Source organism: Bradyrhizobium sp. CCGE-LA001, from assembly GCF_000296215.2.
Classification (GTDB): domain Bacteria; phylum Pseudomonadota; class Alphaproteobacteria; order Rhizobiales; family Xanthobacteraceae; genus Bradyrhizobium.
The window spans coordinates 3,773,213-3,795,107 of sequence record NZ_CP013949.1; the positions used below are offsets into that span (position 1 = coordinate 3,773,213).

Sequence of the window (21,895 nt, forward strand, 5' to 3'; positions counted from 1 at the left end):
CAGAGCCGGGGCCCATGTCTCGGCGAAGGGTGAGTATTCTGGGTCCCGGCTCTGCGCCGCGTCATTTCATGCCGCGCCGCGTCCGGTACACGAGATCAATTAGAGCCCCGTCGACGCCTCGATCTTGAACTGTCCGAGCGCGACGATCGGCTCGCGGTTCATGACATCCATGAATTGAACCACCGGCACCTTCCCGCGCGGCGTCAGCTTGAGGGAGAGCGTCTGGCCCGAGGTCGCGACGAAGTCGGCGAGCGCATCTGCCGCCGCCTTGGCATCGGGATTTGATGCCGCGAGCTTCTCGCCCTGCGCCTGGATCATCTCGACGATGGCGCTGCGCGCGGCGTCGCGGCTGACGTTCTGGATGCGCGAGAATTGCGCCACGACCAGATCGACGGCGCCGCTGTCGCGCAAGGAAAGCTCGATCGCGCCGGCCTCGATCCGCCCGGCATCGCTCATGGCCTGCGCCGGATCGGTCGTGAACACGCCGCGCGGCACGTTGGCGAGCGCGAAGCGGGCCTGCGCCTTGGCGAGATTGCCGAGATCGATCGTTGCGGGCGCAAGCGCGAACGCCCCCGACGACTCCGTCCAGGCCGCACCGAGATCGAGGTCGATCGCGAGCTTGTCGACACCCGCCATGATCAGCGGCCGCTGTGCCGGGCTGGCGGGATCGGTCGGCGCGACCATCTTCACCACCAGATTGGCCTTGCTCGGGATCGATCCGACCAGCTGCCCCCAGTTCAGGCTGAGCGTGTCGATGGTAACGAACTGGCGCGCGCTCTTGTAGGGCGCCACCACGCCCTTGATCTCGGCGCCTTCCAGCACGCGGAACAGGCCCAGCATCTGATCGGGCGAGGGCACTTTGCCTTGAGCGCCGAGCCCTGCAGCCCAGCGCATCAGGTTTGCCGCGCTGAACGATTTCAGCGCGAAACGCTCCATCTTGAACTGGCCTTGCGGGGACGGTGTATCGACGCCTTCGACCGCGAATTCGCCCTCGCGATATCTGACGGCATTGATCCTGGCCGTCCCTTGCGGCGTGCCCATCGACGTCTTGCCGATCTCGATCCTGCCGATGCGAAGGCCTTCATAGAATCCGGCGACCTTCTCCATCATCTCGCGCGATTGCGCGGCGGTCGGGACGATCGATCGGTCCGTCGGCATCAGCGCCAGGATATCGGCCGGACGAAATTTCGATGGCTGCACCGCGATGTCCTCGAAATTGATCCCCTCGATCTCCATCCGCATGCCCTGGGTCGATTTGAGCACATAAGGACCGGCCGAGATCTGCCGGTAAACGCGATGATAGTTGTCGTCGCCGGTCTTCTGCGGATCGAGCGCCGCAGCGATTGCGGTCGCGTCGAAATCGTTGACGATCATGTTGGAGAGATCGCCGGTCAGCTTGTCCGGCTTGCCCGGCTGCGGCACGTCGATGGTGAAGACGGCGCGGTCGGCTTTCATCGCCTCGACCTTGCCGCGCTTGAGGTTCTGGATCGCCAGCCCGGAATAGGCGATCTCGCCATTGCCGGCGGCGCTGCCGCTCGCGTCGAAGGTCATCGTCAGCGTCGGAGCCGTGACCGACGATGCCGTGATGCTTGCGTACCGTTCGAGTACATAGCGGTAAAGGTCGATCAGGGAGCCGCTCGTCGGCGGATCGCCGACGCGAACGGGGCCGGCATAGTCCCGCAAGGTGAGTTGCGGGATCTTGTAGGATGCCTTCAGCTTCGCGGCGCCGACCTGGTCCAGGGCGACCTCGAATCCGGCGACGTCGATGCTGTCAGCCGAGAAGGTGGTATCGTCGATCAGGCGAACGCCGGTGCCCTTGATGCCGGCGATCTTGATCTGCGCCTGCGGCTTGTCGCCGGGCGTGATCGCGATGTCCTCGATCGTCAGGATGCGCGCGGGCAGATCGAATCCAAGCTTGCCGTAGCTTGCCTTGCCGCCGCTCGAACGGATCCTGTCGAAGGTGGCTTCGACCTCGGCCGTGGCGCGATGCCTGGCGTAGAGGTCGAGGCCGAACCATCCGCCCGCGGCGAGCACGAAGAGTGCCACCAGCCCGATCAGGATTCGCTTCATTCCGCTGCCCCAGTTGCCCGTTTTTGATCGCGCAACCTGGCATATTCGCGAAACGGCGGGCGGTCCAGGGAAAGCTATGGTTTTCAAATATTTGACAACGCGTCTTGTTGATGGGCGCGCAATCGGATGTTGCCACCGGGGCGGCCGGCGTGCTTCATCCCGTTTCCATGACCCGGAAATAACCGTTCATCTTGGGCGGTGGCTCCGGATCGGGCATTTTGAGGCCGGTAACGCGAAGCGAGACACCGCATGTCGTCCTATTCTGATGATCTCCACCAGGCGGCGCTCGCCTATCACCGCCTGCCGCGCCCGGGAAAGCTCGAGATCCAGGCGAGCAAGCCGCTCGCCAACCAGCGCGACCTCGCGCTCGCCTATTCTCCGGGTGTCGCCGCCGCCTGCACCGAGATCGCCAAGAACCCCGCAGAGGCCGCCTCGCTGACCACCCGCGCCAATCTGGTTGCCGTGGTTTCGAACGGCACCGCCGTGCTCGGTCTCGGCAATATCGGCCCGCTGGCGTCCAAGCCCGTGATGGAGGGCAAGGCGGTCCTGTTCAAGAAATTCGCCGGCATCGACGTGTTCGACATCGAGATCGCCGCCGACACCATCGACCGCGTGGTCGAAACCGTCGCGGCGCTCGAACCGACCTTCGGCGGCATCAATCTGGAAGACATCCGCGGACCGGAGTGCTTCGAGATCGAGGCGCGCCTGAAAGAGCGCATGAAGATCCCGGTCTTTCATGACGACCAGCACGGCACTGCGATCATCGTCGCCGCCGCCATCACCAACGGCCTTCGGCTGAACGGCAAGAAGCTGTCCGACGTCAAGATCGTGGCGTCGGGGGCAGGGGCCGCGGCCATCGCAACGCTGAATCTCCTGGTGTCGATGGGCGCGCAGCGCAAGAACATCTGGGTCTGCGACATCGACGGCCTCGTGCATGAGGGCCGCAACACCTCGATGGACCGTTGGAAGGCGGTCTACGCCCAGAAGACCGACAAGCGCACGCTGGCCGACGTGATCGGCGGCGCCGACATCTTCGTCGGCCTCTCGGCGCCCGGCGTACTCAAGCCCGAGATGGCGAAGGCGATGGGCGACAAGCCGCTCATCATGGCGCTCGCCAATCCCGTACCGGAGATTATGCCGGAGGAGGCCCGCAAGGTGCGCCCCGACGCCATGATCTGCACCGGCCGTTCCGACTATCCGAACCAGGTCAACAACGTCCTCTGCTTTCCCTTCATCTTCCGCGGCGCGCTCGATGTCGGCGCTAGCGCCATCAACGAGGAGATGAAGCTCGCCGCCGTCGAGGCCATCGCCCAGCTCGCGCGCGAAGCGCCGTCGGATGCGGTGGCGCAAGGCTTTGACACCGGCGAGACGCAAGGCTTCGGTCCGGGATCGCTGATCCCGAGCCCGTTCGATCCGCGTCTAATCCTGCGCATCGCGCCCGCCGTCGCCAAGGCGGCGATGGAATCGGGCGTGGCGACGCGGCCCATCACCAATTTCGACGAATACACCGCATTGCTCGAGCGCTTCGCGTTCCGCTCCGGCCTCGTCATGAAGCCGATGTTCGCCAAGGCCAAGACCCAGCCGGTGCGCGTGATCTACGCGGAAGGCGAGGACGAGCGCGTGCTCCGCGCCACGCAAGTTGTGCTGGAGGAAAAGGTGGCGCGCCCGATCCTGGTCGGTCGTCCCTCGGTGGTCGAGGCGCGCATCAAGCGCTTCGGCCTGTCGATCAAGGCGGGCAAGGATTTCGATCTCGTCAATCCCGAGGACGATCCGCGCTATCGCTCCTATGTGCAGTCCTATGTCGAGGTCGCCGGCCGTCGCGGCGTGACGCCGGACGCGGCACGCACGGTGGTGCGCACCAACAACACCGTTATCGCAGCGCTCGCGGTGACGCGCGGAGAGGCCGATGCGATGCTCTGCGGCGTCGAGGGCCGCTATATGAGCCACCTGCGCCATGTCCGCGAGATCGTCGGCTTCTCGCCCGGTGTCAGCGACTACGCCGCGCTGGCACTGCTGATCACCAGCAAGGGCGCCTTCTTCATCGCCGACACGCAGGTGCGCCCCAATCCGAGTGCCGAGGAGCTCGCCGAGATCGCCTCGCTCGCGGCCGTTCATGTGCAGCGTTTCAACATCAAGCCGAAGATCGCCTTCGTCTCGCACTCCGATTTCGGCAGCTACGATACGGATTCCTCGCGCAAGATGCGCCGGGCGACCCAGTTGCTGAAAGAAAAGCATCCGGAGATCGAGGCCGACGGCGAGATGCAGGGCGATACGGCTCTTTCAGCTGCGGCGCGGAGAATGGTGCTGCCGCACTCCAAGCTCGAGGGCGAGGCCAACATCCTGATCATGCCGACCCTCGATACCGCCAACGTCGGCTATCAGATGATCAAGTCGCTGGCGGACGCGCTCCCCGTGGGCCCGATCCTGATCGGTCCGGCGCGCCCGGCCCACATCCTCACGCCATCGGTGACGGCGCGCGGCATCCTCAACATGACCGCGGTGGCGGTGGTCGAAGCGCAGGAGCGCGCGGCCCGGCAGCAGCCGACGTTATTCACGTAGGGGCGAGGTGTCGCGCCATAGAAGGTGCGACCCCTTCTCCCCTTGTGGGAGAAGGTGGCGCGAAGCGCCGGACGAGGGGTTGCTTCCGCTAGTTGATATCTGGCGCGCTTTCCTTTCGCTGATAGATACCCCTCATCCGGCTCCCCGCTTCGCGGCGAGCCACCTTCTCCCACAAGGGGAGAAGGGAAGAGACCGCTAATTTGAAATACTTTCAGGTCTTCACTTCCCTATTTGTAAACCGGCGCACGACTCTTCATAATCCACTCACGTTCCCTGCTTAGCGCTTTGCCAAGAGGCCGATCATGCCAGCGTTCGTGACTTTCGGGCGAATCCTGTTCGCCGTCCTGTTCGTCTACACGGGCGCGACCAAGCTGTTCGCTATCCAGGCGACCGCAGACTTCATCGTTACCAAGGTCGTGGTGCCCGAGGTGATCGTGCCTTACGCCAAGCAGGTCGAGACCGCGACCGCCATGACTACGCCGCAGCTGCTCGCGATCGCCGTCGGAGGACTCGAGGTCATCGCCGGCCTCATGATCGCGCTGAATTTCGGTGCGCGCTTCTTCGCGATGTTGCTGATCATCTATGTCGCGGTCGCCACCGTGCTGTTCTACGACTTCTGGAACATGGCAGCGCCCGAGAACGCCAAGATGCTGGTCGACGCGCTCAAGAACCTGTCGATCATCGGCGCGCTCTGCATGATCATCGGCTACGGACGCACGACGCGTCCGGCCGAGGCGGCCTACGGGGACGTGTAGCCGTCAATCCGCCCTGGGAGCGGTTCTTCGCAGATGCGCTAGCCAGCTTTGCGTCGGCCGGCGGGGGCACCAATTTTTGGCAGACTAATAAGCAACATACGGCGCGGTATCTGCATGCCGGTACTGTGCATGGGGTTGTTTTGCCCATTTGGATTTGAGCGGCGTCGTGAGACGGCTATTTCCGCTGCCACGGGGTCACGGTCACCTCGTGCGCCGCGTCGAGCAAATACGGCGTGGCGGGCTTCATTCCGTGCGACGTGAGAACGTCATGCGGTGTCCGCTCGGGCACGCCGACAAAGCAGCCTTCGCCGCCGGGCAATCGCACATGCGGGGCCTCCGACAGCCAGAACGTGTCGTAGCGGTCCATGAACATGTCGAACACGACGGGGCCACCGATGATCGCGACCATGCCGGAGGCGACATCGGCGAAGGCGCAGGCTTCCTCGACGCTGGCATGCTCCGGGTTCCACAATGTCGCGTTCGGCATTTCGGGGTCGACGGTCAGCGCCTTGATTTTGCGGGTCAGGATCAGGCGTTTGCGCTGGGGTGAATTCGGCTGCTGCTCGTGCGAATTGCGGCCGTGCACGATCAGCGCGGCGCGGTCGAGCGACTGCTCGAAGAACAGCTTGTCGCCTTCGAACTTCAGGCTATCGGGCATCACATGACCAGCGTCGGCGAGCATGCCGTCCGCGGATACGATGACGTAGCCTTCGAACCGGAAAGACAATTGCTGTCTATTCGGAAACGGTCGTCACCACGGAATTGACCGGGCGCTGGCTCACCGTCGGGAGCTTGAGGTCCTTGACCAGCTCCTGCTCGTATTCGGGCAACGTCGAAGCCGGGAATTTCGCACGCATCGCCACTACCTTGTAGCCGCCGGCCTTCAGGCGCTTCAGCAACTCGGGCAAAGCCTCGGCCGTGTGCTTCTGGAAGTCGTGCATCAGGATGATGCCCTTACCTCTGGTGTCGAGCTTCTTCATCACGGTCTCGACAATCTTCTCGGGCTTGGACGCCTTGAAGTCGAAGGAGTCGATGTCGCAGGAGAAGATCCCGACGTTGCGGTTGCCGAGATAGGTGACCATCTCCGGCGGATGCTGGAGCGCCGGGAAGCGGAAGAACGGCGCCGGCGAGACGCCGCCGAGTGCCCACTTCACCGCCGCAAAGCCCTTCTCGATCTCGTCCTTGCGCTGCGCCTCGGTGAACTTCTTGTTGTTGAGGTTGGCGTGGGACCAGGTGTGCGCGCCGATCGTGTGGCCCGCCGCATGGACCTGCTTCAGGATTTCCGGCTCATAAGTCGCGTGCTTGCCGATGATGAAGAAGATGCCGGTGGTGCATTCGTCCGCGAGCGCCTTGAGCACCGCGGGCGTGTTGCGCGGCCAGGGGCCGTCATCGAAGGTCAGCACCACCTCCTTGTCGCGCAGGAAGTCGAGCTCCTTGAAATGCTCGAAGCCGAAGCCGGGACCACCCGTGGTGTCGATCTCGACGGTGCGGGCGACGCCGAGCGCGCCGGGGGTGTTGCAAGCCGCGCGCGCCGGCTGTGGCGCCTGTTTCGGCGGCGGCGGATTGACGAAGCCGGCTGGCGCGGCGGCAGCTGCTGGAGCCGCAGGAGGCGCCGCAGCGGCCGGCGGTGCCACTGGGGCGGCTTGCGTCGCGGCCGCGGGCTTGGCGGCCGGGGCTTGCGACCATGCCGCGCCCGTCATGGCCAGAGACATCGCGCCTGCCAAAATCAGTCCTGCTGCCACGCGCATTGTGTTGTCCTCGAGATTGATCCCGTTGTTCCGCCGCGGCTTTTCGCTCGCGGCAAAACGTCCTGCCCAAACGATCCTAGCCTAGATGGTGGGCCCGCGTCATTGCAACGGCTGTTTGATGCCGCGCCACAATTGTGCCCAGCCGGATGGGCCCAACTGGCGTCAGCTGTCGGCCAACGCCTTGGCGATGGCCGTTTTGACCCGCGTATCGGTCGGTGCGACAGCGGACGGAAAGACCTCCGCGATATAGCCGTCACGGCCGATCAGGTATTTGTGGAAGTTCCACTTTGGAACCTCCCTTGGCCGTGCGTCGGCAGCCCATTTGTAAAATGGGTGCGCCTTCGATCCGATCACGGCCGACTTGGCCGTGACCGGGAAGGTAACGCCATATTGGTGGTGCGCGGTCTCTGAAATCTCGCTGGTGCCGCCGGGCTCTTGGGCGCCGAAATCGTTGGAGGGCACGCCGATGACGGTCAGCCCGCGCTCGCGAAACTCGCCCCAAAGCTCTTGAAGGCCTGCATATTGCGGGGTGTAGCCGCAGAGCGAAGCGGTGTTCACGACCAGCAGCGGCTTGCCGGTGAAAGCGGCAAGGCGGATGTCGTCGCCGGACAATGCTCGGAAGGAGAAGGCATAGGCCGAAATCCGGCTCATGCCGCCATCGGCAAGTGTGCGCGTCGCTGGCACGATGGTGCCGGCAATCGCCACGGTGAGCAAGGTCCTGCGATTCATCATGACGGCGTCCCCCAAAATGACCCGGGGCGGATGTTACTCCGCCGCCGCGACCTCGCGCGTCAACACCGCGTTATCGGGAGCGATGAAAGCTCAGTACAGGCGGACGATGAAGTCGGTGCCTTCGCCCGTTTCGCCCTGGTTGATGCCCTGGTCGGAGACGATGATCGAGCCACCCGTGGTCAGCATCTCGTTGATCTTGGCCATAGTGTCCGCAGGGATCGTGATGCGGTCGAGGGCTTCGGCCGGGCTGTCCGGCGCGGCCACCGGCTTTGCGGCAACGGGGATCACGGCAGCGTCACCCTTGCGGCGCGACACGCGTCCGTCATCGCGCGCAGCCGCGCGGACGGAGACCGGCAGCGACACCACCGACCAGCGCAGCGAATTTGAATCGGCCTTGTCGACTTCGGCCGTGAACACGTGCGTGCCGAGCGGCCGGTCGCTCGGGGCGATGGTGACGGGCACCTCGAACAGCGGCGCAAAATTCTGCCGCACGTAGAGCTTGGAATCCTTGCGGCTGATGAAGACGGCAATCTGGCCGGCGCGCTTCGGCGCGTCCGGCTTTGCCGCAGGCGCGGGGTCGGCCATGCGCGTCTCGTCCTTCTTCACGTCGGGCGAGGCAGCAAGCGGCGGCGCGTCGGTCTTGGCGGCGTCCGGCTTGTCGGTCGTCGTTGAAGCCTTCGGCGCTTCCGCGGCGTCAACGGCCTTCGCGTCCGTGGCTGCTGGTTTGGCCGCGTCGGATGCCTCGGCGGTTTTGGTTTCGACCTTGTCGGCTGGAGCCGCTGCGTCCTCGCGGGCGGGCGCATTGCCGGTCGTCACATCCGACATCACGGTGTGGCCGACCGAGGTGCGCAAGTCGAGCACGCTGTCCGCACTGGCGGTCTTCGTTTCGACCGGCTTGGCTTCAGCGAGCTTGGCTTCAGCAGCCTTGGTTTGCGCCGCACCCTTATCGGCCTTGTCGTCGCCATTGATCTGCGGCGCGAGGCTGACGGCGGGCTGTGGCGGCACGCGCACCGCGGCGAGCAGAGGATGCGAGAAGTTTTGCGGCGACATCTGGCCGGGCGCCACGATCACCCGCGCGCCCATCCGGGTCCAGTTCCACATCTTCATCGCGAACGCCATCGGCATGCGGATACAGCCGTGCGAGGCCGGATAGCCCGGCAGCGCCCCGGCATGCATGGCAACGCCGGACCAGGTGATCCGCTGCATGTACGGCATCGGCGCGCCGCTATAGATGTTGGAGTGGTGGAATTTGTGCTTCTGGATGATGCTGAACACACCCATCGGCGTCGAATGGCCCCTCATGCCCGTCGACACCGGAGATTCCGCGAACAGGCCGTTGCTGTCGTAGACCGCGACCTTCTGCCGCTCGATCGAGACGACGACGACCAGCGCTCCTTGCGGCTTGGTGCCTGCTTCCTTTTGGACGACGCTGTCCTTCTTGGCCGCGGTGGCGCGCTTCTGAGGCTTCTGGGTCGGTATCTCGAGGCGCCGATCCTGCCGGGCGTAATAGGATCCGTCGGAATAATCCGTCCAATAATAATACGCTGCGTCCGCCTGGCTTGCCGTACCGATCGCACCTGCCGCCGTCAGCAAGGCGACCTGCCATAGCCGCGCCGGCTTGGTAGAAGAAGCGGCCCCGTTCACGCTATTCATCCTCGAATCCATCATCCAAATCAGACGTTAGTCTCGCAAAGGGGATACGCGTTCACCAGCAGCGCGGTTCTGCCGTCAGCTACAATTTGTCCAAGGCGTAGCAAAAAAGCCTCACGGAGCGGTAAACGGCGGCCGCGTCCGTTGGCGCGTCGTCTTCCTGTCGGGCTGTCGCGCTCCTACATTGCGGGGACTTGTTACCGGAGAACTTCATGTCATCTCGTTTCCCTGGTCTTGCCGGCATCCGCTTGAAACGCCTCGCCTTATTGCTTTTGGCCCTGGCTGCGCCGGCGGCATCCGCCCAAGCTGCCGACGAGCCGGATCTGATCTTCCGCCGCTCGACCGTGTTCAAATGGATGAGCCCGAATGACAAGCTCGCGACCTATGGTCTCGACGATCCCGAGGTCGAGGGCGTGGCCTGTCATTTCACGGTCCCGGAGAAGGGCGGCTTCAAGGGCTGGCTGGGCCTTGCCGAGGAGGTCTCCGACATCTCGCTCGCCTGTCGCCAGGTCGGCCCGATCAAGTTCAAGAACAAGATGGAGCAGGGCGACGACATGTTCCGCCAGCGCCGCTCGCTGTTCTTCAAGAAGATGCAGATCGTGCGCGGCTGCGACACCAAGCGCAACGTGCTGGTCTACATGGTCTATTCGGACAGGCTGATCGAGGGCTCGCCGAAGAACTCGACCTCGACGGTACCGATCATGCCGTGGGGACCTTCGGACGCAAACGTGCAGAAGTGCGGCGAGTTCTTCACTCACTGACGACGGCGCGGCTGGCGCGCGGCCTCGCAAGATGCGAACCGGTCAGCCGCACGAATGTCTGCGGCGCGGCTTCAAAGCCGCGGCTCGATTGCAGCGCCATTTCCCCCGCGGATTTGGCGCGGCCGCAATCGGCTCCTCGATATCCGCGGCCCGTCCGTTGGTCCGCCTCGCGCGTCGTTGCGCGATCTGTCGCCATCATGATGGCCATCCCTCAAATGAACGCGTCCGGTGATTCCGGGCGTCTCGGTTTCGATGGCTTGGGTCGCAGCCGAAGCGCCCCCGGTTCGACAGGGCCCAGCCTTCGTTCGGCTTCTCTTCAGCAGAAAAACGTAAAACGCATGTGAAGCGCGTAAGGCTGGGGCGTGACGATGCCGGCCTTCCGGATTCGCTTGGGCTCGAATGGGAACTTGCCGGGCGGCTTGGGGGCTTGGCGCGACCCATCTGAAATGATTGGGATTTCACGCTCAATGTTTCGTCGTCCCGGAGGCGACGAAACAATTTGCGCGAAAGATGAAACCATTTTCCGCTTTTGGCGCATCACGGGGGAAACCGCCCATGGTTATCAGCTTCACAACGACGACGGCACTCCGCCGGCCACGAATTGGGAGACAAGATCATGCGCGCGCTCAGCTTCATCCTTGCCTTCGGTTTCGTGCTCGCTGGCTCCTCCTTCGCAGGCACGCCCGATGGCAGCCTGCCCGGTGTCGGCACCTTCCAGTACAGCGGCCCGCCGCTGACGATCACCGCACCGCAGCCGATCGTGCTCGCCGCGCGCCTCTGATCGCCAACACGCAAATCAGCCGGCAAGGGCCATCATGCTCGTTCGTTTCTGCGCCGCAGCATTCATCTCCGTCCTGACGATCATTGCCGCTCAGGCGCAGGTCCGCGCTCCCTCAAGGCTGCCGGATCCGCGCGGCGAATTCGTGCGTCAGTGTGCGCCACGTATGCTCGGGCGCTGGGAGCATCCCGAGGCGGTTTGCACCTGCCTCCACGACCATGCGGCTGCCATGGTCGAGGATCGCGATTTGCGCGAGGCCCTGCTGCGGGGCATCAGCGAAACCGGCGTGCCGACGATCGAGACCGATTGGGTACCGACGTCCAAGCAGGGCGAAATCGGCCCGACCTTCACCAGGATCGCCAAGCCGACCCTGCAGTGCATGTTCGACCCGGCGAAGTAGCTCTCAGGTCTTCATTTGATTTTTGGACCGTAGCGCGGCACGCAGGCGCTGGTCCGCGACACGCCCTTGTCGGTCATCTTCGCGCCGCGCACTTCCTTGACCTGACCTGCGGGGCAGGTTCCGTCATCTACGAGCACGCGCTGGCCAAGCTTGAGGTCGACGATGTCCTGTTCGCGGCCGACCGTTGTTGCGTGCGCCGTCGAGGCGAGCGCGAGGGATATCAGGAGAGACAGGCAAGTCGCGCGGCGCAGCTGCATGATATGAGATCCCGGATCGATAGCCGCAATCTAGGAAGTGGCAGCCGATTCTCATAGTGAAGCTTCGTCACGCCCGTCGAAGCGATTTGCTGCGGGCGCGCAGGGCCGAGCGCGATTCCCGCGCCAGCTGTTCAGCCGAGGCGATCAATTGCGGAACCGCGTGCCCCGAAAATCCCAGCACGAATCCGGGCAGGGGGCGTGCGCGTGAATAGGTGTCGGCCAGCAGCCAGCCCTCTGCACCAGCCGCCTGCTTCGCCTCTGCCGCCACCCGCGGATCGACTGCGGGATCGAACCGGGCGACGAGGTGCAACCCTTGCGACGGCACCGGCACGGATAGTGCGCCGTCGGATCTGGTCTCCAGCGTCGCGGCCAGGGCATCACGCGCCTCGCGATAGAGCTTGCGCATGCGCTTGAGGTTCGCAGCGAAGGCGCCGGAATTGAGCATGTCGGCCACGGCACCTTCCATCAGCGTGCCGGGAAAGCGGTCGAGCGTGGCGCGGGCCGCGGTCACGTCCGCGATCAGCCGCTCGGGCAGGGCGCAATAGCCGATGCGCAGGCCCGGAAACAGCGTCTTGGCGAAGGTGCCCATGTAGATCACGCGCTGGAGGTGATCGATGCCGGCGAGCGACATCAGGGGCGCGCCGTCATAACGGAACTCGCTGTCGTAATCGTCTTCGAGCACGAAGGCGCCGGCCTGCTTGGCCCATTCCAGCAGTACGAGCCGCCGCGGCATCGACATCTGGACGCCCAGCGGAAACTGGTGCGACGGCGTGACATAGGCGGCACGTGCAGACGGCGCCGCCGCGCGACCTTTGGCTACCTGTAAGCCGTCCGCGTCGACGGGGATGGGCACGATGCGATATCCGCATTGGGCGATCGTCCGGCGCACGATGGGATAACCGGGGTCCTCGCACCAGATACGGTCGCCGGCTTTCAGGATCGCGCTCAGCACGATGCGCAGCGCGTGCAGCGTGCCTGATGTGAGCATGATCTGATCGGGGTCGCAGCGCAGGCCTCGCGCCGACAGCAGGTGATCGGCGATCGCCGCGCGCAGCTCGCGGCTGCCGCGGGGATCGCCATAGTGCAGATGCTCGGGTCCGAATGCGCGCATGCGGCGGCCGACGAAAGCGCGGAACCGCTGCACGGCGCGCTCGTCGATATGGGTGCAGCCGAGCGCGAATGCGCCCTGCCGCGGTGCTTCGATCACGGCCTTGGGCGTCTTCGCCTCGGCGGCGCGCGCCGGAATCCGGGCTGCGACGAAGGTGCCGGAGCCGACGGTCGCCTCGGCAAAGCCGTCCGCAATCAGCCGCTCATAGGCGGCGACGACGGCGTTGCGGCGAAAGCCCGTCTGCTTGGCCAGCGTCCGCGACGGCGGAAGCGGCTCGCCGGGCCTGACGAGACCCGCGACGATCATCTCGCACAGCGCCTGGTAGAGCCGGTGCGCGGCGGATGCGCCCGCCGTGATGTGCGGACCAGTAAGGTTGAGCGGCAGCTCGGGCTTTGACAGAGCAGGGGCCTTGGCCGCCGCGGACGAATTGGTCGGAATTTTTTGCATGGAATTGGCACTATCGCAGACCAAATCCGCGGCTACAACTCTCCGGGATTGTTTCATTTCCGAGGAGCCGGCCGTGAGCCAGGTTGAGATTTCGAATTCCTATCCGACGTCAGCGCGCAACCAGGTGAAGCGCCGTCACGACCGCGGCTTCTACGATCACGCGACCGTTCACCGCATCCTGGATTCCTCGATGCTGTGCCATGTGTCCTACGTGATCGACGGCCAGCCCTATTGCACGCCGACATTCTTCTGGCGCGAAGGCACGAAGCTGTATTGGCACGGGAGTAGCGCCAGCCGCATGCTGCGCAACCAGACCAGAGGCGAGCGCGTCTGCCTGACCGTCGCCCATCTCGACAGTCTCGTGCTGGCCCGCTGTGGCTTCAACCATTCCGCCGACTACCGCGCGGTGATGGCGTTCGGCACCGCCTATCTCGTCACCGATCCCGCCGAGAAGGAGCGTGCGGTGATCGCGATGGTCGACCGCTTTTTCCCGGGCCGCACCGCCAGCCTGCGCCAAAGCAACACGCAGGAGATCAAGGCGACCTCATTCATTGCGATGGAGATCGAGGAGGCCTCGGCCAAGGTCCGTGCCAAGGGCGTGGCCGACGACGACGAGGACTACGAATTGCCTGTTTACGCCGAGCGCATTCCGGTGCGCACCGTGCTCGGCGCGCCCGAGCCGTGTCCGCGCCTGCTCGACGGCGTCAGCCGTCCTGCGACGCTGGATGGCTATTCGGAAGGCCGGCTGCTCGAAGATGCATTGCGGGATGCGTATTTTGTGGAGTACCCGAACGGCTGAAATCGGCTAGCTTGCGCATCCCTCGAACGATGCGAATGCCTGGAGTTGCCTGATGAATGCCGAAATGCAGCAGAGGATCCTCGATGCCGTCGATGCCGGCTTCGAAGCCCAACTGGCGACCACGCGCGATTTCGTCGCGATCCCCTCGACCCGCGGCGCCGAGGGACCGTGCCAGGACATGATCGGCGACCTCCTGCGCGAGCGCGGCTATGAGGTCGACGACTGGCACATCAATGTCGACGACCTCAAGGACCTGCGCGGCTTTGGCCCGATCGAGCACGATTTCTCCAAGGCGCGTTCCGTGGTGGGGACCTACCGTCCGCAAACCAGCGCCGGCAAATCGCTGATCCTCCAGGGCCACTGCGACGTGGTGCCGGCAGGTCCGCTGGATTTGTGGGAGACGCCACCGTTCTCGCCCGTGATCAAGAACGGCAAGATGTTCGGTCGCGGCGCCTGCGACATGAAGTCGGGCACGATCGGCGCGCTTTATGCGCTCGATGCGATCAAGGCGGCGGGCTTGAAGCCGACGGCGCGGATCCACTTCCAATCCGTGATCGAGGAGGAGAGCACCGGCGTCGGCGCACTCTCGACGCTACAGCGCGGTTATCGCGCCGACGCCTGCTTCATTCCCGAGCCGACCGGCGGCAAGATGGTGCGATCGCAGGTCGGGGTGATCTGGTTCCGCCTGCGCGTGAAGGGACACCCGACCCACGTGGCCTTCGCAGGTTCAGGCGCGAATGCGATCATGGCGGCCTATCACCTGATCCAGGCCCTGCAAAAGCTCGAGATCGAATGGAACGAGCGCGCGAAAGCCGATCGGCACTTCAAGACGCTCAACCATCCCATCAACTTCAATCCCGGCATCATCAAGGGCGGCGACTGGGCCTCCAGCGTCCCGGCCTGGTGCGACGTCGATTGCCGGATTGCCGTGTTGCCAGGCTGGTCGATTGCGGATCACCAGAAGGAGATCATGGCGTGCGTTGCGGCTGCTGCGCGTAATCACCGCTTCCTCGCCAATAACCCGCCGGAAGTCGAATGGTCGGGCTTCCTATCGGAGGGCTACGAACTGACTGACGCCGCCGCGCCCGAGGCTGCCTTCGGCAAGGCCTTCAACACCGTCTATGGTGGCGCGGTCGAAGACCTCGTCTTCACCGCGCTCACCGACACCCGGTTCTACGGCCTCAACCACGGCATCCCAAGCCTGTGCTTCGGCGCCAGCGGCGGCGAGATGCATGGCTTCAACGAATATGTCGACCTAGATTCGCTGAAGAAGACGACCAAGGCGATGGCGCTGTTCATCGCGGAATGGTGCGGCGTGGAGAAGGCGTAGGCCTCTCTCCGCGGTCATTGCGACGAAGCAATCCAGGCTGTTGCCGCGGAGGCAGGCTGGATTGCTTCGCTGCGCTCGCAATGACGGATGATAGTTCTGGAGGGTGGGCAGGGTGGGCAAAGGCGCTCCTGCGCCATGCGGCCTCGGCGGCAGCGCCGTGTGCCCGAAACACGGGCTGTCAAATTCCTTTAAGCTTAAAAGAAAGACTAGGATGGTGGTCTGTCCGGTGGCAGACTGGTGTTCAGTTCGCTGAACAAGTCCCAGGGAGTGACCATGCGCGATTGGGATGATGCTTATGCCAATTCGGCCCATATCCCGGGCTCGGACAAGATGCCGGCGCTGTGGGCGGAGCGGGCGGCGGCCTATCGTGCCGGGCTCAAGGATTTTCGTGCGGACATCGCCTATGGCACCGGCGAGCGCCAGCACATCGACCTGGTCCTGCCGGACGGTGACAGCAAGGGCCTCGTCGTCTTCGTGCATGGCGGCTATTGGATGCGCTTCGACAAATCGACCTGGACAGATCTCGCCGAAGGCGCGCGTCACCATGGCTGGACGGTGGCGCTGCCGAGCTACACGTTGACCCCGGCCGCGCGCATCTCCGACATCACTGCCGAGATCAGGGCCGCGATCGCGAAAGCGGCTTCGCTGGTCGCGGGGCCGATCCGGCTCGCCGGCCACTCCGCCGGCGGCCATCTCGTCACGCGTATGCTGTGCGACGACAGCCGGCTCGATCCTGCCGTCTACAATCGCATCGCCGGCACGCTCTCGATCAGCGGCCTGCATGATCTGCGGCCGCTGCTCAAGACCAAAATGAACGAGACGCTGCGCATGACCATTGAGGAGGCGACGCTGGAGAGCGCGGCGCTGCATCTGCCGCGCGGACATGCGCCTGTGACCGCCTGGGTCGGCGGCAGCGAGCGTCCGGAGTTCATCCGCCAGTCCGACCTGATGGCCAATATCTGGACCGGTTTCGACGTGCCGACGCGCCTCGTCGTCGATCCCGGGCTCAACCATTTTACGGTGATCGATGGGCTCAAGGACCCATCGTCGCCGATCACTGCGCGCCTGATCGGCCTCGATTGACGCGGCAGGGATGATCGATCGAAAGGACCCGTCATGACGTCCAGCGATTACGATCCTGCAAGAGAAGGTGCCGAGACGGATTTCGCCCGGCGCATGTCCTATGGCGACTATCTGGCATTGGATGCGATCCTCGGGGCGCAGCATCCGCTCTCGGAAGCCCATGACGAGATGCTGTTCATCATCCAGCATCAGACCACGGAGCTGTGGATGCGCCTTGCCATCCACGAGCTCAGCGCCGCGCGCCGCGCCATCGCACGTGACGAAGTGCAGCCCGCGATGAAGATGCTGGCGCGGGTCTCGCGCATCTTCGAGCAGCTCAACGGCGCTTGGGACGTGCTGCGCACTATGACGCCGAGCGAATATACCCGCTTTCGTTCGCAACTCGGCCAGTCGTCGGGCTTCCAGTCGCGCCAGTACCGGCTGATCGAATTTCTGCTCGGCAACCGCAACCATGCCATGCTCAAGCCGCACGCCCACGATGTGGAGACGACAAAATTGCTCGAAGCCGAGCTCGCGACGCCCAGCCTCTATGACGAGGTGCTGCGGCTCGCGGACCGCCATGGGCTCAAGATGCCTGCGGCCGTGCTGTCGCGCGACGTCCGCGAGACCCATGGCTTCAACGAGGGTGTGCTGCAGGCCTGGCGTATCGTCTACGAGGCGCCGGAGACGCATTGGATGCTCTATGAGCTTGCCGAGAAGCTGGTCGATTTCGAGGACTATTTCCGGCGCTGGCGCTTCAACCATGTGACGACGGTCGAGCGCGTGATCGGCTTCAAGCGCGGCACCGGCGGCACTGGCGGCGTCAGCTATCTCAAGCGGATGCTGGAGGTCGAGCTGTTTCCCGAGCTCTGGCGCGTGCGCACCATTCTCTGAGAGATCTTCATGCCCCAGCTTCGCGTCTATGACGACACCAGGGCGTTGTTCCATCTGCCCGACGGCGTGATCTATCTCGACGGCAATTCGCTCGGTGCGCTGCCATCAGGCGTGGGCGAGCGCGTTAGCCGCGTCATCACCGACGAATGGGGCAATGAGCTGATCCGCGCCTGGAACACCGCGGGCTGGTATGCCCAGCCGCGCCATGTCGGCGATCGCATCGCGCGGCTGATCGGCGCGGAATCCGGCTCCGTGATGGTCGGGGACACACTGTCGCTCAAGGTCTATCAGGCGCTCGCGGCCGCGCTCGACATGAATGCGTCGCGGAAGGCGATCCTGTCAGACACCGGCAATTTTCCGACGGACCTCTACATGGCCGAAGGCCTGATTCAAACGCTCGGGCGCGGCCATCAATTGCGCCTGGTGGCGCCGGAGGAGATCGAGGTCGCGCTCTCGGAGGAGATCGCCGTCCTGTACATCACCGAGGTCGACTATCGCACCGGCCGCCGCCACGACATGGCGAAGCTCACCGCCAAAGCGCACACACTCGGCATCGTCACGCTCTGGGATCTCGCGCACTCCGCCGGCGCTCTGCCCGTCGATCTCTCCGGCTGCGGCGCCGATTTCGCCGCCGGGTGCACCTACAAATATCTCAACGCCGGTCCCGGCGCGCCGGCGTTCCTCTACGTCGCGCCCCGCCATGCCGACAGCGCGCGTGCCGCTCTGTCCGGTTGGATGGGGCACGCAAAGCCGTTCGCATTCGAGCTCGCTTATGCGGCGGCCGGCGGCGTCGAGCGCATGCGTGTCGGCACGCCGCCGGTGTTGGCGATGGCGGCGCTGGAGGCCTCGCTCGACATCTGGGACAGGGTTGATATTGCCGAGGTCCGTGCGCGTTCGCTAGCGCTCGGCGATCTCCTGATCGCCGAGGTCGAGCGCCGTTGTCCAGCTCTGAGGCTGGTGACGCCGCGCGCGCATGAATGTCGCGGCTCGCAGGTTTCCTTCGCCTTCGACGGCGGCTACGCCGCCATGCAGGCCCTGATCGCCCGCGGCGTCATCGGCGACTTTCGCGCACCGGACATCATGCGGTTCGGAATCACGCCGCTGTATGTCGGCGAGGACGAGATCGTCCGCGCCGCCGAGATCATCGAGGAGGTGATCACGGGCGAAGTGTGGCGACGGCCGGAATATCAGGTCGTGCACGCGGTGACGTGAGGAAGGCCTTTCCACGTCATTGCGAGGAGCCCTTGCGACGAAGCAATCCAGAATCTCTCCGCAGAGGTGCTCTGGATTGCTTCGCTTCGCTCGCAATGACGGCGGAGAGATCAGGGATGCTCACCCCACAACGCCCTCACGATCGCGTCGAGCCCGTCCGTGAGCGCCGCCGGTCCTGGCTGCAGGATGATCGGCGACTTGATCTCGACGATACGATCGTCGCGTACGGCCGGAATGTCGCTCCAGCCATCGCGCTGCTTGATGCGGACTGGGACGACCTTCTTGCCGCACCATGACGCGAGGATCACATCGGGCGCGGCCTCGCGCACAGCGTTCTCCGAGACGATGCGGTCTTTCGCGGCCTGTCGTGATCGCAGCTCCGGAAACACATCCGTGCCGCCGGCGATCTCGATCAGCTCGGACACCCAGCCGATGCCCGAGATCAACGGATCGTCCCATTCCTCGAAATAGACTCTTGGGCGCGGCGAGGGGCGGGGCGTTGCAGTGATCGCGGCGAGGCGCTGCTCGAGACTCCGAGCGAGGTCCTCCGCGCGCTGAGCCGCGCCGACCAGCGCACCGAGCGTGCGGATCATGGCCATGATTCCGGCGAGGTCGCGCTGATTGAAGACGTGAACATCAATGCCGGCACGGACGAGGTCGGCGACGATGCCGGCCTGAAGGTCGGAAAAGGCCAGCACCAGCTCAGGTTCCAGCGCCAGGATCCTCGGGATGTCCGCCGAGACGAAGGCCGACACCCGCGGTTTCTCCCGCCGCACCTGGGGCGGCCGGACGGCGTAGCCGGAGACGCCGACGATACGGTCCTGCTCGCCGAGCAGATAGAGCGTCTCGACCGTCTCTTCGGTCAGGCAAACGATGCGGCGGGGCGGGAAGTGGCGCATGGGAGAGCAGCATATGCGCCGTGGGAGCGCCGATGTCAGCCCGTCCATTACCTCGGACGTCATTGCTTTGCCGCGCGAAGCAATTCACGCTGAGACAACAACGAATTGGGAGGAGATCCGATGACGCCGCTCGAAAAACTTCAAGCGATGAAGATGCCGTTCGCCGAGCTCAAGGGCGTCGAGTTCGTGGAGGCCGGGAAGGACCGTGTGGTGGCACGGATGACGGTCCGGCCGGACCTCTGCACGCTTCATCACACCATCCATGGCGGCGCGGTGATGGCACTGGCCGATTCCGTCGGGGCGGCTGCGACCGTGCTCAATCTGCCTGAGGACGCCAAGGGCACCACGACGCTGGAGAGCAAGACCAACTTCATCGGCGGGGCCAAGGAAGGAACCATCATCATTGCCACTGCGACCCCGGTCCACCGGGGTCGGCGGACCCAAGTCTGGACCACCCGGCTGGAAACTGAGGACGGCAAGCTGGTCGCATTGGTCACCCAGACCCAACTGGTCCTGTAATGCTACGGGAGTTTGAAATCGTTACCTAATTAGTCGTTCACGCTGCCGCGAAGTTGGGCAGGTTCCCGTCTTGAAAATGATGGTGCGATGCACAATATTGGGGGCCTAGGGATTCGAACGCCTCCTCGAGGGACACCAAGAGGAGTTTTGACGTGGTACTTGAAGAGACCGTCCGCACCGCCCCCGGCTATGTGCGGACCCTGAGCCAGCAGGAAGAATTGCCGCTTTTGCGCGATCACCTGCTGAGGCTCGATGCCGGCAGCCGGCACGACCGTTTCAACGGTTTCCTCGACGACAGCTTCATCGAGCGTTACGCCGCCCGCTGCGCCGAAGATGGCACCGTGATCGTCGCCTACATAGTCGATGGTGTGGTCCGCGGTGCCGCTGAGCTGCATCCGCCGGAGGACGATTCGCTGCCCGAGGTCGCCTTCAGCGTCGAGGCCTCCGCGCGCCGCCAGGGCGTCGGCACCGTGCTGTTCCGCCGCCTGATCGCGGAGGCGCGCTGGAAGGGCTATAAGCGCCTGCGCATCACCACGGGCGCGGAGAATCACGCCATGCGGGCGCTCGCCAGGAAGTTCGGTGCGCATCTGCAATTCCGCCATGGCGAATCGACCGGCACGATCGATCTCGCCAAGACGCCCGAGGCAGAGCTCGCCGATCTCGCGGCCTCGCCGTTCACGGCGGGCCGGGCCTTGCTCAGCCTCAATTCGACCTGCTGGAAGATCATCTCCAGCATGTATGGCAAGCGCGCCGCGTGAATCAAAAAGCGGACCGGCAAGGCCGGTCCGCTTTCGTATTTCAGGTAATGATAAGGGACCGCTCAGGTCCCAGTGCGCTTGTCGTTGCCGAAGCGGCGGACGACACGGCGCTCGACGACCACGGAGCGCTGCGCGCCCTGTTCGCCGGCGATCACGCGGGTCGCGGTGATGCGGCTGTTGGTACGCGCCTGCTTCTTCACTTCGGCCTGGACGACATCGAGCGGCATCCCCATCAAGGCGGCGGCGATCTCGGCCTGCTGCTCCTGATCGTCGGTGATGCCGACGGCCGCGAAGATCGCCTCGTCCAGGGTGGGCGGATCGTGGCGCACGCGCCGCGTGCCATATTTGGTATTCCAGTCTGCGTTCATAGACGGCCTCGTTTCGATGCCGGGATACCTAGTGCCGCGAATGGTGCATTGCAATATGAAATCGGTGTGGCATCTCAGCTATGCACCGGTCAAGTGTCACGGCGGTGACGCGACACCTGCACCGGCCTCAACCCGTTGCTGCGGCCAGCGTTTCAAAGCCGCCTGTCCCGCCTCGGTCAGGCCGTAGATTCCCCGTTCGGCCCGCGCGAACCAGCCATACACATTATTAAGCAAGATCTTGCCTGCATCGGGGCAGCGCTCGCGCAGCTCGCTCACGCGCCTCGGGCCGTCGGCGAGTGCCGAGGCACAGGTTAGCGCCTGCTGCCGATAGGCCGTCATGATCGGCGAGCGGGTGCTGCCGCCGAGCACGGGATCCCCCTGACGCCTTTGGTGTTCGGCGACGAGGCGCGAGCGCACCTTCGGCTCGCGGCGGGGCGCCGCCGTCGGCGGTTTCACCAGCACCTCGACCTGGCCGCGATCGGTGACCCCGAGCATGCCGAAGCCGAGGCGGCGGCAGAGATTGCGGTAGCGTGCATCGCTCTCGCGCCCCTTGCCGCGGGCCGACATCTTCGCGGCGATCCAGACCTCGTCGCCGGCCGGCGCGCGGTCAACCGCCTGCAGGATCAGCTCGAGATTGAAGGCGAGCTTGAGCTCGCCGATCACCACGACAGGTGGGTCGCCGGCGCTGAGGCCGACGAGATCGCAGCCGCCGATCTCCCCCTTGACCGTGAAGCCGAGCTCTTCGAGGAAGCGTTTGACGGGCAGGTAAAGCGCAGTTTCCAAGGAAAT

At 64.6% G+C, this 21,895-nt stretch carries 23 protein-coding genes; 12 read left to right on the forward strand and 11 right to left on the reverse strand.

All coding sequences use genetic code 11. The features are described 5' to 3' along the window. Nucleotides 1-99 precede the first annotated feature (99 nt). The gene (locus BCCGELA001_RS17335; RefSeq protein ID WP_060735875.1) at nucleotides 100-2,070 is read right to left on the reverse strand and encodes a hypothetical protein; all 1,971 of its coding nucleotides are present in this window, start codon (nucleotides 2,068-2,070) and stop codon (nucleotides 100-102) included. A gap of 249 nt (nucleotides 2,071-2,319) precedes the next feature. Between BCCGELA001_RS17335 and BCCGELA001_RS17340 the strand changes: the two genes are divergently transcribed. Both BCCGELA001_RS17340 and BCCGELA001_RS17345 read left to right on the forward strand, forming a co-directional pair. After that, on the forward strand, nucleotides 2,320-4,629 hold the full coding sequence (locus BCCGELA001_RS17340) for an NADP-dependent malic enzyme (RefSeq protein ID WP_060735876.1): 2,310 nt from the start codon (nucleotides 2,320-2,322) through the stop codon (nucleotides 4,627-4,629). 302 nt (nucleotides 4,630-4,931) lie between these two features. Then, nucleotides 4,932-5,384 (forward strand): DoxX family protein, encoded by a 453-nt coding sequence (locus tag BCCGELA001_RS17345; RefSeq protein WP_008563358.1) that lies wholly within the window; start codon nucleotides 4,932-4,934, stop codon nucleotides 5,382-5,384. A gap of 175 nt (nucleotides 5,385-5,559) precedes the next feature. Here the strand turns inward: BCCGELA001_RS17345 and BCCGELA001_RS17350 are convergent, their stop codons facing one another. The 4 genes from BCCGELA001_RS17350 to BCCGELA001_RS17365 all read right to left on the reverse strand — a co-directional run bounded on the left by BCCGELA001_RS17350 (nucleotide 5,560) and on the right by BCCGELA001_RS17365 (nucleotide 9,517). After that, complete coding sequence (locus BCCGELA001_RS17350) at nucleotides 5,560-6,111, reverse strand: hypothetical protein (RefSeq protein ID WP_008563356.1); 552 nt, start codon at nucleotides 6,109-6,111, stop codon at nucleotides 5,560-5,562. 7 nt (nucleotides 6,112-6,118) lie between these two features. Beyond that, entirely contained in the window at nucleotides 6,119-7,132 is a 1,014-nt protein-coding gene (locus BCCGELA001_RS17355; RefSeq protein ID WP_060735877.1) for a polysaccharide deacetylase family protein, read from the reverse strand. A gap of 162 nt (nucleotides 7,133-7,294) precedes the next feature. Continuing rightward, nucleotides 7,295-7,864 carry a glutathione peroxidase gene (locus tag BCCGELA001_RS17360; protein WP_060735878.1) on the reverse strand — a complete coding sequence of 190 codons (570 nt, stop codon included), beginning with the start codon at nucleotides 7,862-7,864 and terminating at the stop codon, nucleotides 7,295-7,297. Nucleotides 7,865-7,954: 90 nt separating this feature from the next. After that, entirely contained in the window at nucleotides 7,955-9,517 is a 1,563-nt protein-coding gene (locus BCCGELA001_RS17365; protein ID WP_060735879.1) for a L,D-transpeptidase, read from the reverse strand. Between the two features lie 209 nt (nucleotides 9,518-9,726). Here BCCGELA001_RS17365 and BCCGELA001_RS17370 point away from each other — a divergent pair, with 209 nt between their 5' ends. Next, nucleotides 9,727-10,275, forward strand: a complete 549-nt coding sequence (locus tag BCCGELA001_RS17370; protein ID WP_060735880.1) for a CreA family protein — start codon at nucleotides 9,727-9,729, stop codon at nucleotides 10,273-10,275. Here BCCGELA001_RS17370 and BCCGELA001_RS17375 read toward each other — a convergent pair. Next, nucleotides 10,265-10,474, reverse strand: coding sequence for a hypothetical protein (locus BCCGELA001_RS17375; protein WP_060737701.1), 210 nt, complete (start codon nucleotides 10,472-10,474; stop codon nucleotides 10,265-10,267). The genes BCCGELA001_RS17370 and BCCGELA001_RS17375 overlap by 11 nt on opposite strands. Before the next feature lie 417 nt (nucleotides 10,475-10,891). Here BCCGELA001_RS17375 and BCCGELA001_RS38360 point away from each other — a divergent pair, with 417 nt between their 5' ends. Next, nucleotides 10,892-11,056: a hypothetical protein gene (locus tag BCCGELA001_RS38360; RefSeq protein WP_008569450.1), complete on the forward strand. Its 165-nt coding sequence runs from the start codon at nucleotides 10,892-10,894 to the stop codon at nucleotides 11,054-11,056. 34 nt (nucleotides 11,057-11,090) lie between these two features. Next, nucleotides 11,091-11,453 (forward strand): hypothetical protein, encoded by a 363-nt coding sequence (locus tag BCCGELA001_RS17385; protein ID WP_060735882.1) that lies wholly within the window; start codon nucleotides 11,091-11,093, stop codon nucleotides 11,451-11,453. Nucleotides 11,454-11,464: 11 nt separating this feature from the next. Here the strand turns inward: BCCGELA001_RS17385 and BCCGELA001_RS17390 are convergent, their stop codons facing one another. Continuing rightward, a complete protein-coding gene (locus BCCGELA001_RS17390; protein WP_060735883.1) occupies nucleotides 11,465-11,710 on the reverse strand; it encodes a DUF6719 family protein in 246 nt (81 codons plus the stop codon). 67 nt (nucleotides 11,711-11,777) lie between these two features. Then, complete coding sequence (pdxR, locus tag BCCGELA001_RS17395; protein ID WP_060735884.1) at nucleotides 11,778-13,265, reverse strand: MocR-like pyridoxine biosynthesis transcription factor PdxR; 1,488 nt, start codon at nucleotides 13,263-13,265, stop codon at nucleotides 11,778-11,780. Between the two features lie 73 nt (nucleotides 13,266-13,338). On the opposite strand from pdxR, the gene BCCGELA001_RS17400 reads away from it, so the two are divergent. The 5 genes from BCCGELA001_RS17400 to kynU all read left to right on the forward strand — a co-directional run bounded on the left by BCCGELA001_RS17400 (nucleotide 13,339) and on the right by kynU (nucleotide 18,562). After that, entirely contained in the window at nucleotides 13,339-14,064 is a 726-nt protein-coding gene (locus tag BCCGELA001_RS17400) for a pyridoxamine 5'-phosphate oxidase family protein (protein ID WP_008563336.1), read from the forward strand. Between the two features lie 52 nt (nucleotides 14,065-14,116). Beyond that, a complete protein-coding gene (locus BCCGELA001_RS17405) occupies nucleotides 14,117-15,394 on the forward strand; it encodes an ArgE/DapE family deacylase (protein ID WP_060735885.1) in 1,278 nt (425 codons plus the stop codon). Between the two features lie 273 nt (nucleotides 15,395-15,667). Next, nucleotides 15,668-16,477 (forward strand): alpha/beta hydrolase, encoded by an 810-nt coding sequence (locus tag BCCGELA001_RS17410; protein ID WP_060737702.1) that lies wholly within the window; start codon nucleotides 15,668-15,670, stop codon nucleotides 16,475-16,477. A gap of 33 nt (nucleotides 16,478-16,510) precedes the next feature. After that, nucleotides 16,511-17,350 (forward strand): tryptophan 2,3-dioxygenase, encoded by an 840-nt coding sequence (kynA, locus tag BCCGELA001_RS17415; RefSeq protein ID WP_060735886.1) that lies wholly within the window; start codon nucleotides 16,511-16,513, stop codon nucleotides 17,348-17,350. A 9-nt stretch (nucleotides 17,351-17,359) separates the two neighbouring features. Beyond that, a complete protein-coding gene (gene kynU, locus BCCGELA001_RS17420; protein WP_060735887.1) occupies nucleotides 17,360-18,562 on the forward strand; it encodes a kynureninase in 1,203 nt (400 codons plus the stop codon). A 110-nt stretch (nucleotides 18,563-18,672) separates the two neighbouring features. Here kynU and BCCGELA001_RS17425 read toward each other — a convergent pair whose 3' ends face one another. Beyond that, complete coding sequence (locus BCCGELA001_RS17425) at nucleotides 18,673-19,461, reverse strand: cobalamin-binding protein (RefSeq protein WP_060735888.1); 789 nt, start codon at nucleotides 19,459-19,461, stop codon at nucleotides 18,673-18,675. A gap of 120 nt (nucleotides 19,462-19,581) precedes the next feature. Between BCCGELA001_RS17425 and BCCGELA001_RS17430 the strand changes: the two genes are divergently transcribed. Both BCCGELA001_RS17430 and BCCGELA001_RS17435 read left to right on the forward strand, forming a co-directional pair. Beyond that, nucleotides 19,582-19,980, forward strand: coding sequence for a PaaI family thioesterase (locus BCCGELA001_RS17430; protein WP_008563333.1), 399 nt, complete (start codon nucleotides 19,582-19,584; stop codon nucleotides 19,978-19,980). Between the two features lie 152 nt (nucleotides 19,981-20,132). Then, on the forward strand, nucleotides 20,133-20,738 hold the full coding sequence (locus tag BCCGELA001_RS17435; RefSeq protein WP_008563332.1) for a GNAT family N-acetyltransferase: 606 nt from the start codon (nucleotides 20,133-20,135) through the stop codon (nucleotides 20,736-20,738). Nucleotides 20,739-20,800: 62 nt separating this feature from the next. Here the strand turns inward: BCCGELA001_RS17435 and BCCGELA001_RS17440 are convergent, their stop codons facing one another. Next, nucleotides 20,801-21,106: a hypothetical protein gene (locus BCCGELA001_RS17440; RefSeq protein WP_008129897.1), complete on the reverse strand. Its 306-nt coding sequence runs from the start codon at nucleotides 21,104-21,106 to the stop codon at nucleotides 20,801-20,803. Between the two features lie 96 nt (nucleotides 21,107-21,202). Next, nucleotides 21,203-21,889 carry a DUF2161 domain-containing phosphodiesterase gene (locus BCCGELA001_RS17445; protein WP_060735889.1) on the reverse strand — a complete coding sequence of 229 codons (687 nt, stop codon included), beginning with the start codon at nucleotides 21,887-21,889 and terminating at the stop codon, nucleotides 21,203-21,205. Nucleotides 21,890-21,895: the final 6 nt, after the last annotated feature.

What these genes read in the sequence shown, in the direction of transcription:
- BCCGELA001_RS17335 (WP_060735875.1), bottom strand. Translation starts at nt 2,070, where the DNA reads ATGAAGCGAATCCTGATCGGGCTGGTGGCACTCTTCGTGCTCGCCGCG.
- BCCGELA001_RS17340 (WP_060735876.1), top strand. Translation starts at nt 2,320, where the DNA reads ATGTCGTCCTATTCTGATGATCTCCACCAGGCGGCGCTCGCCTATCAC.
- BCCGELA001_RS17345 (WP_008563358.1), top strand. Translation starts at nt 4,932, where the DNA reads ATGCCAGCGTTCGTGACTTTCGGGCGAATCCTGTTCGCCGTCCTGTTC.
- BCCGELA001_RS17355 (WP_060735877.1), bottom strand. Translation starts at nt 7,132, where the DNA reads ATGCGCGTGGCAGCAGGACTGATTTTGGCAGGCGCGATGTCTCTGGCC.
- BCCGELA001_RS17360 (WP_060735878.1), bottom strand. Translation starts at nt 7,864, where the DNA reads ATGATGAATCGCAGGACCTTGCTCACCGTGGCGATTGCCGGCACCATC.
- BCCGELA001_RS17365 (WP_060735879.1), bottom strand. Translation starts at nt 9,517, where the DNA reads ATGAATAGCGTGAACGGGGCCGCTTCTTCTACCAAGCCGGCGCGGCTA.
- BCCGELA001_RS17370 (WP_060735880.1), top strand. Translation starts at nt 9,727, where the DNA reads ATGTCATCTCGTTTCCCTGGTCTTGCCGGCATCCGCTTGAAACGCCTC.
- BCCGELA001_RS17375 (WP_060737701.1), bottom strand. Translation starts at nt 10,474, where the DNA reads ATGATGGCGACAGATCGCGCAACGACGCGCGAGGCGGACCAACGGACG.
- BCCGELA001_RS38360 (WP_008569450.1), top strand. Translation starts at nt 10,892, where the DNA reads ATGCGCGCGCTCAGCTTCATCCTTGCCTTCGGTTTCGTGCTCGCTGGC.
- BCCGELA001_RS17385 (WP_060735882.1), top strand. Translation starts at nt 11,091, where the DNA reads ATGCTCGTTCGTTTCTGCGCCGCAGCATTCATCTCCGTCCTGACGATC.
- BCCGELA001_RS17390 (WP_060735883.1), bottom strand. Translation starts at nt 11,710, where the DNA reads ATGCAGCTGCGCCGCGCGACTTGCCTGTCTCTCCTGATATCCCTCGCG.
- pdxR (WP_060735884.1), bottom strand. Translation starts at nt 13,265, where the DNA reads ATGCAAAAAATTCCGACCAATTCGTCCGCGGCGGCCAAGGCCCCTGCT.
- BCCGELA001_RS17405 (WP_060735885.1), top strand. Translation starts at nt 14,117, where the DNA reads ATGAATGCCGAAATGCAGCAGAGGATCCTCGATGCCGTCGATGCCGGC.
- BCCGELA001_RS17410 (WP_060737702.1), top strand. Translation starts at nt 15,668, where the DNA reads ATGCGCGATTGGGATGATGCTTATGCCAATTCGGCCCATATCCCGGGC.
- kynA (WP_060735886.1), top strand. Translation starts at nt 16,511, where the DNA reads ATGACGTCCAGCGATTACGATCCTGCAAGAGAAGGTGCCGAGACGGAT.
- kynU (WP_060735887.1), top strand. Translation starts at nt 17,360, where the DNA reads ATGCCCCAGCTTCGCGTCTATGACGACACCAGGGCGTTGTTCCATCTG.
- BCCGELA001_RS17425 (WP_060735888.1), bottom strand. Translation starts at nt 19,461, where the DNA reads ATGCGCCACTTCCCGCCCCGCCGCATCGTTTGCCTGACCGAAGAGACG.
- BCCGELA001_RS17430 (WP_008563333.1), top strand. Translation starts at nt 19,582, where the DNA reads ATGACGCCGCTCGAAAAACTTCAAGCGATGAAGATGCCGTTCGCCGAG.
- BCCGELA001_RS17440 (WP_008129897.1), bottom strand. Translation starts at nt 21,106, where the DNA reads ATGAACGCAGACTGGAATACCAAATATGGCACGCGGCGCGTGCGCCAC.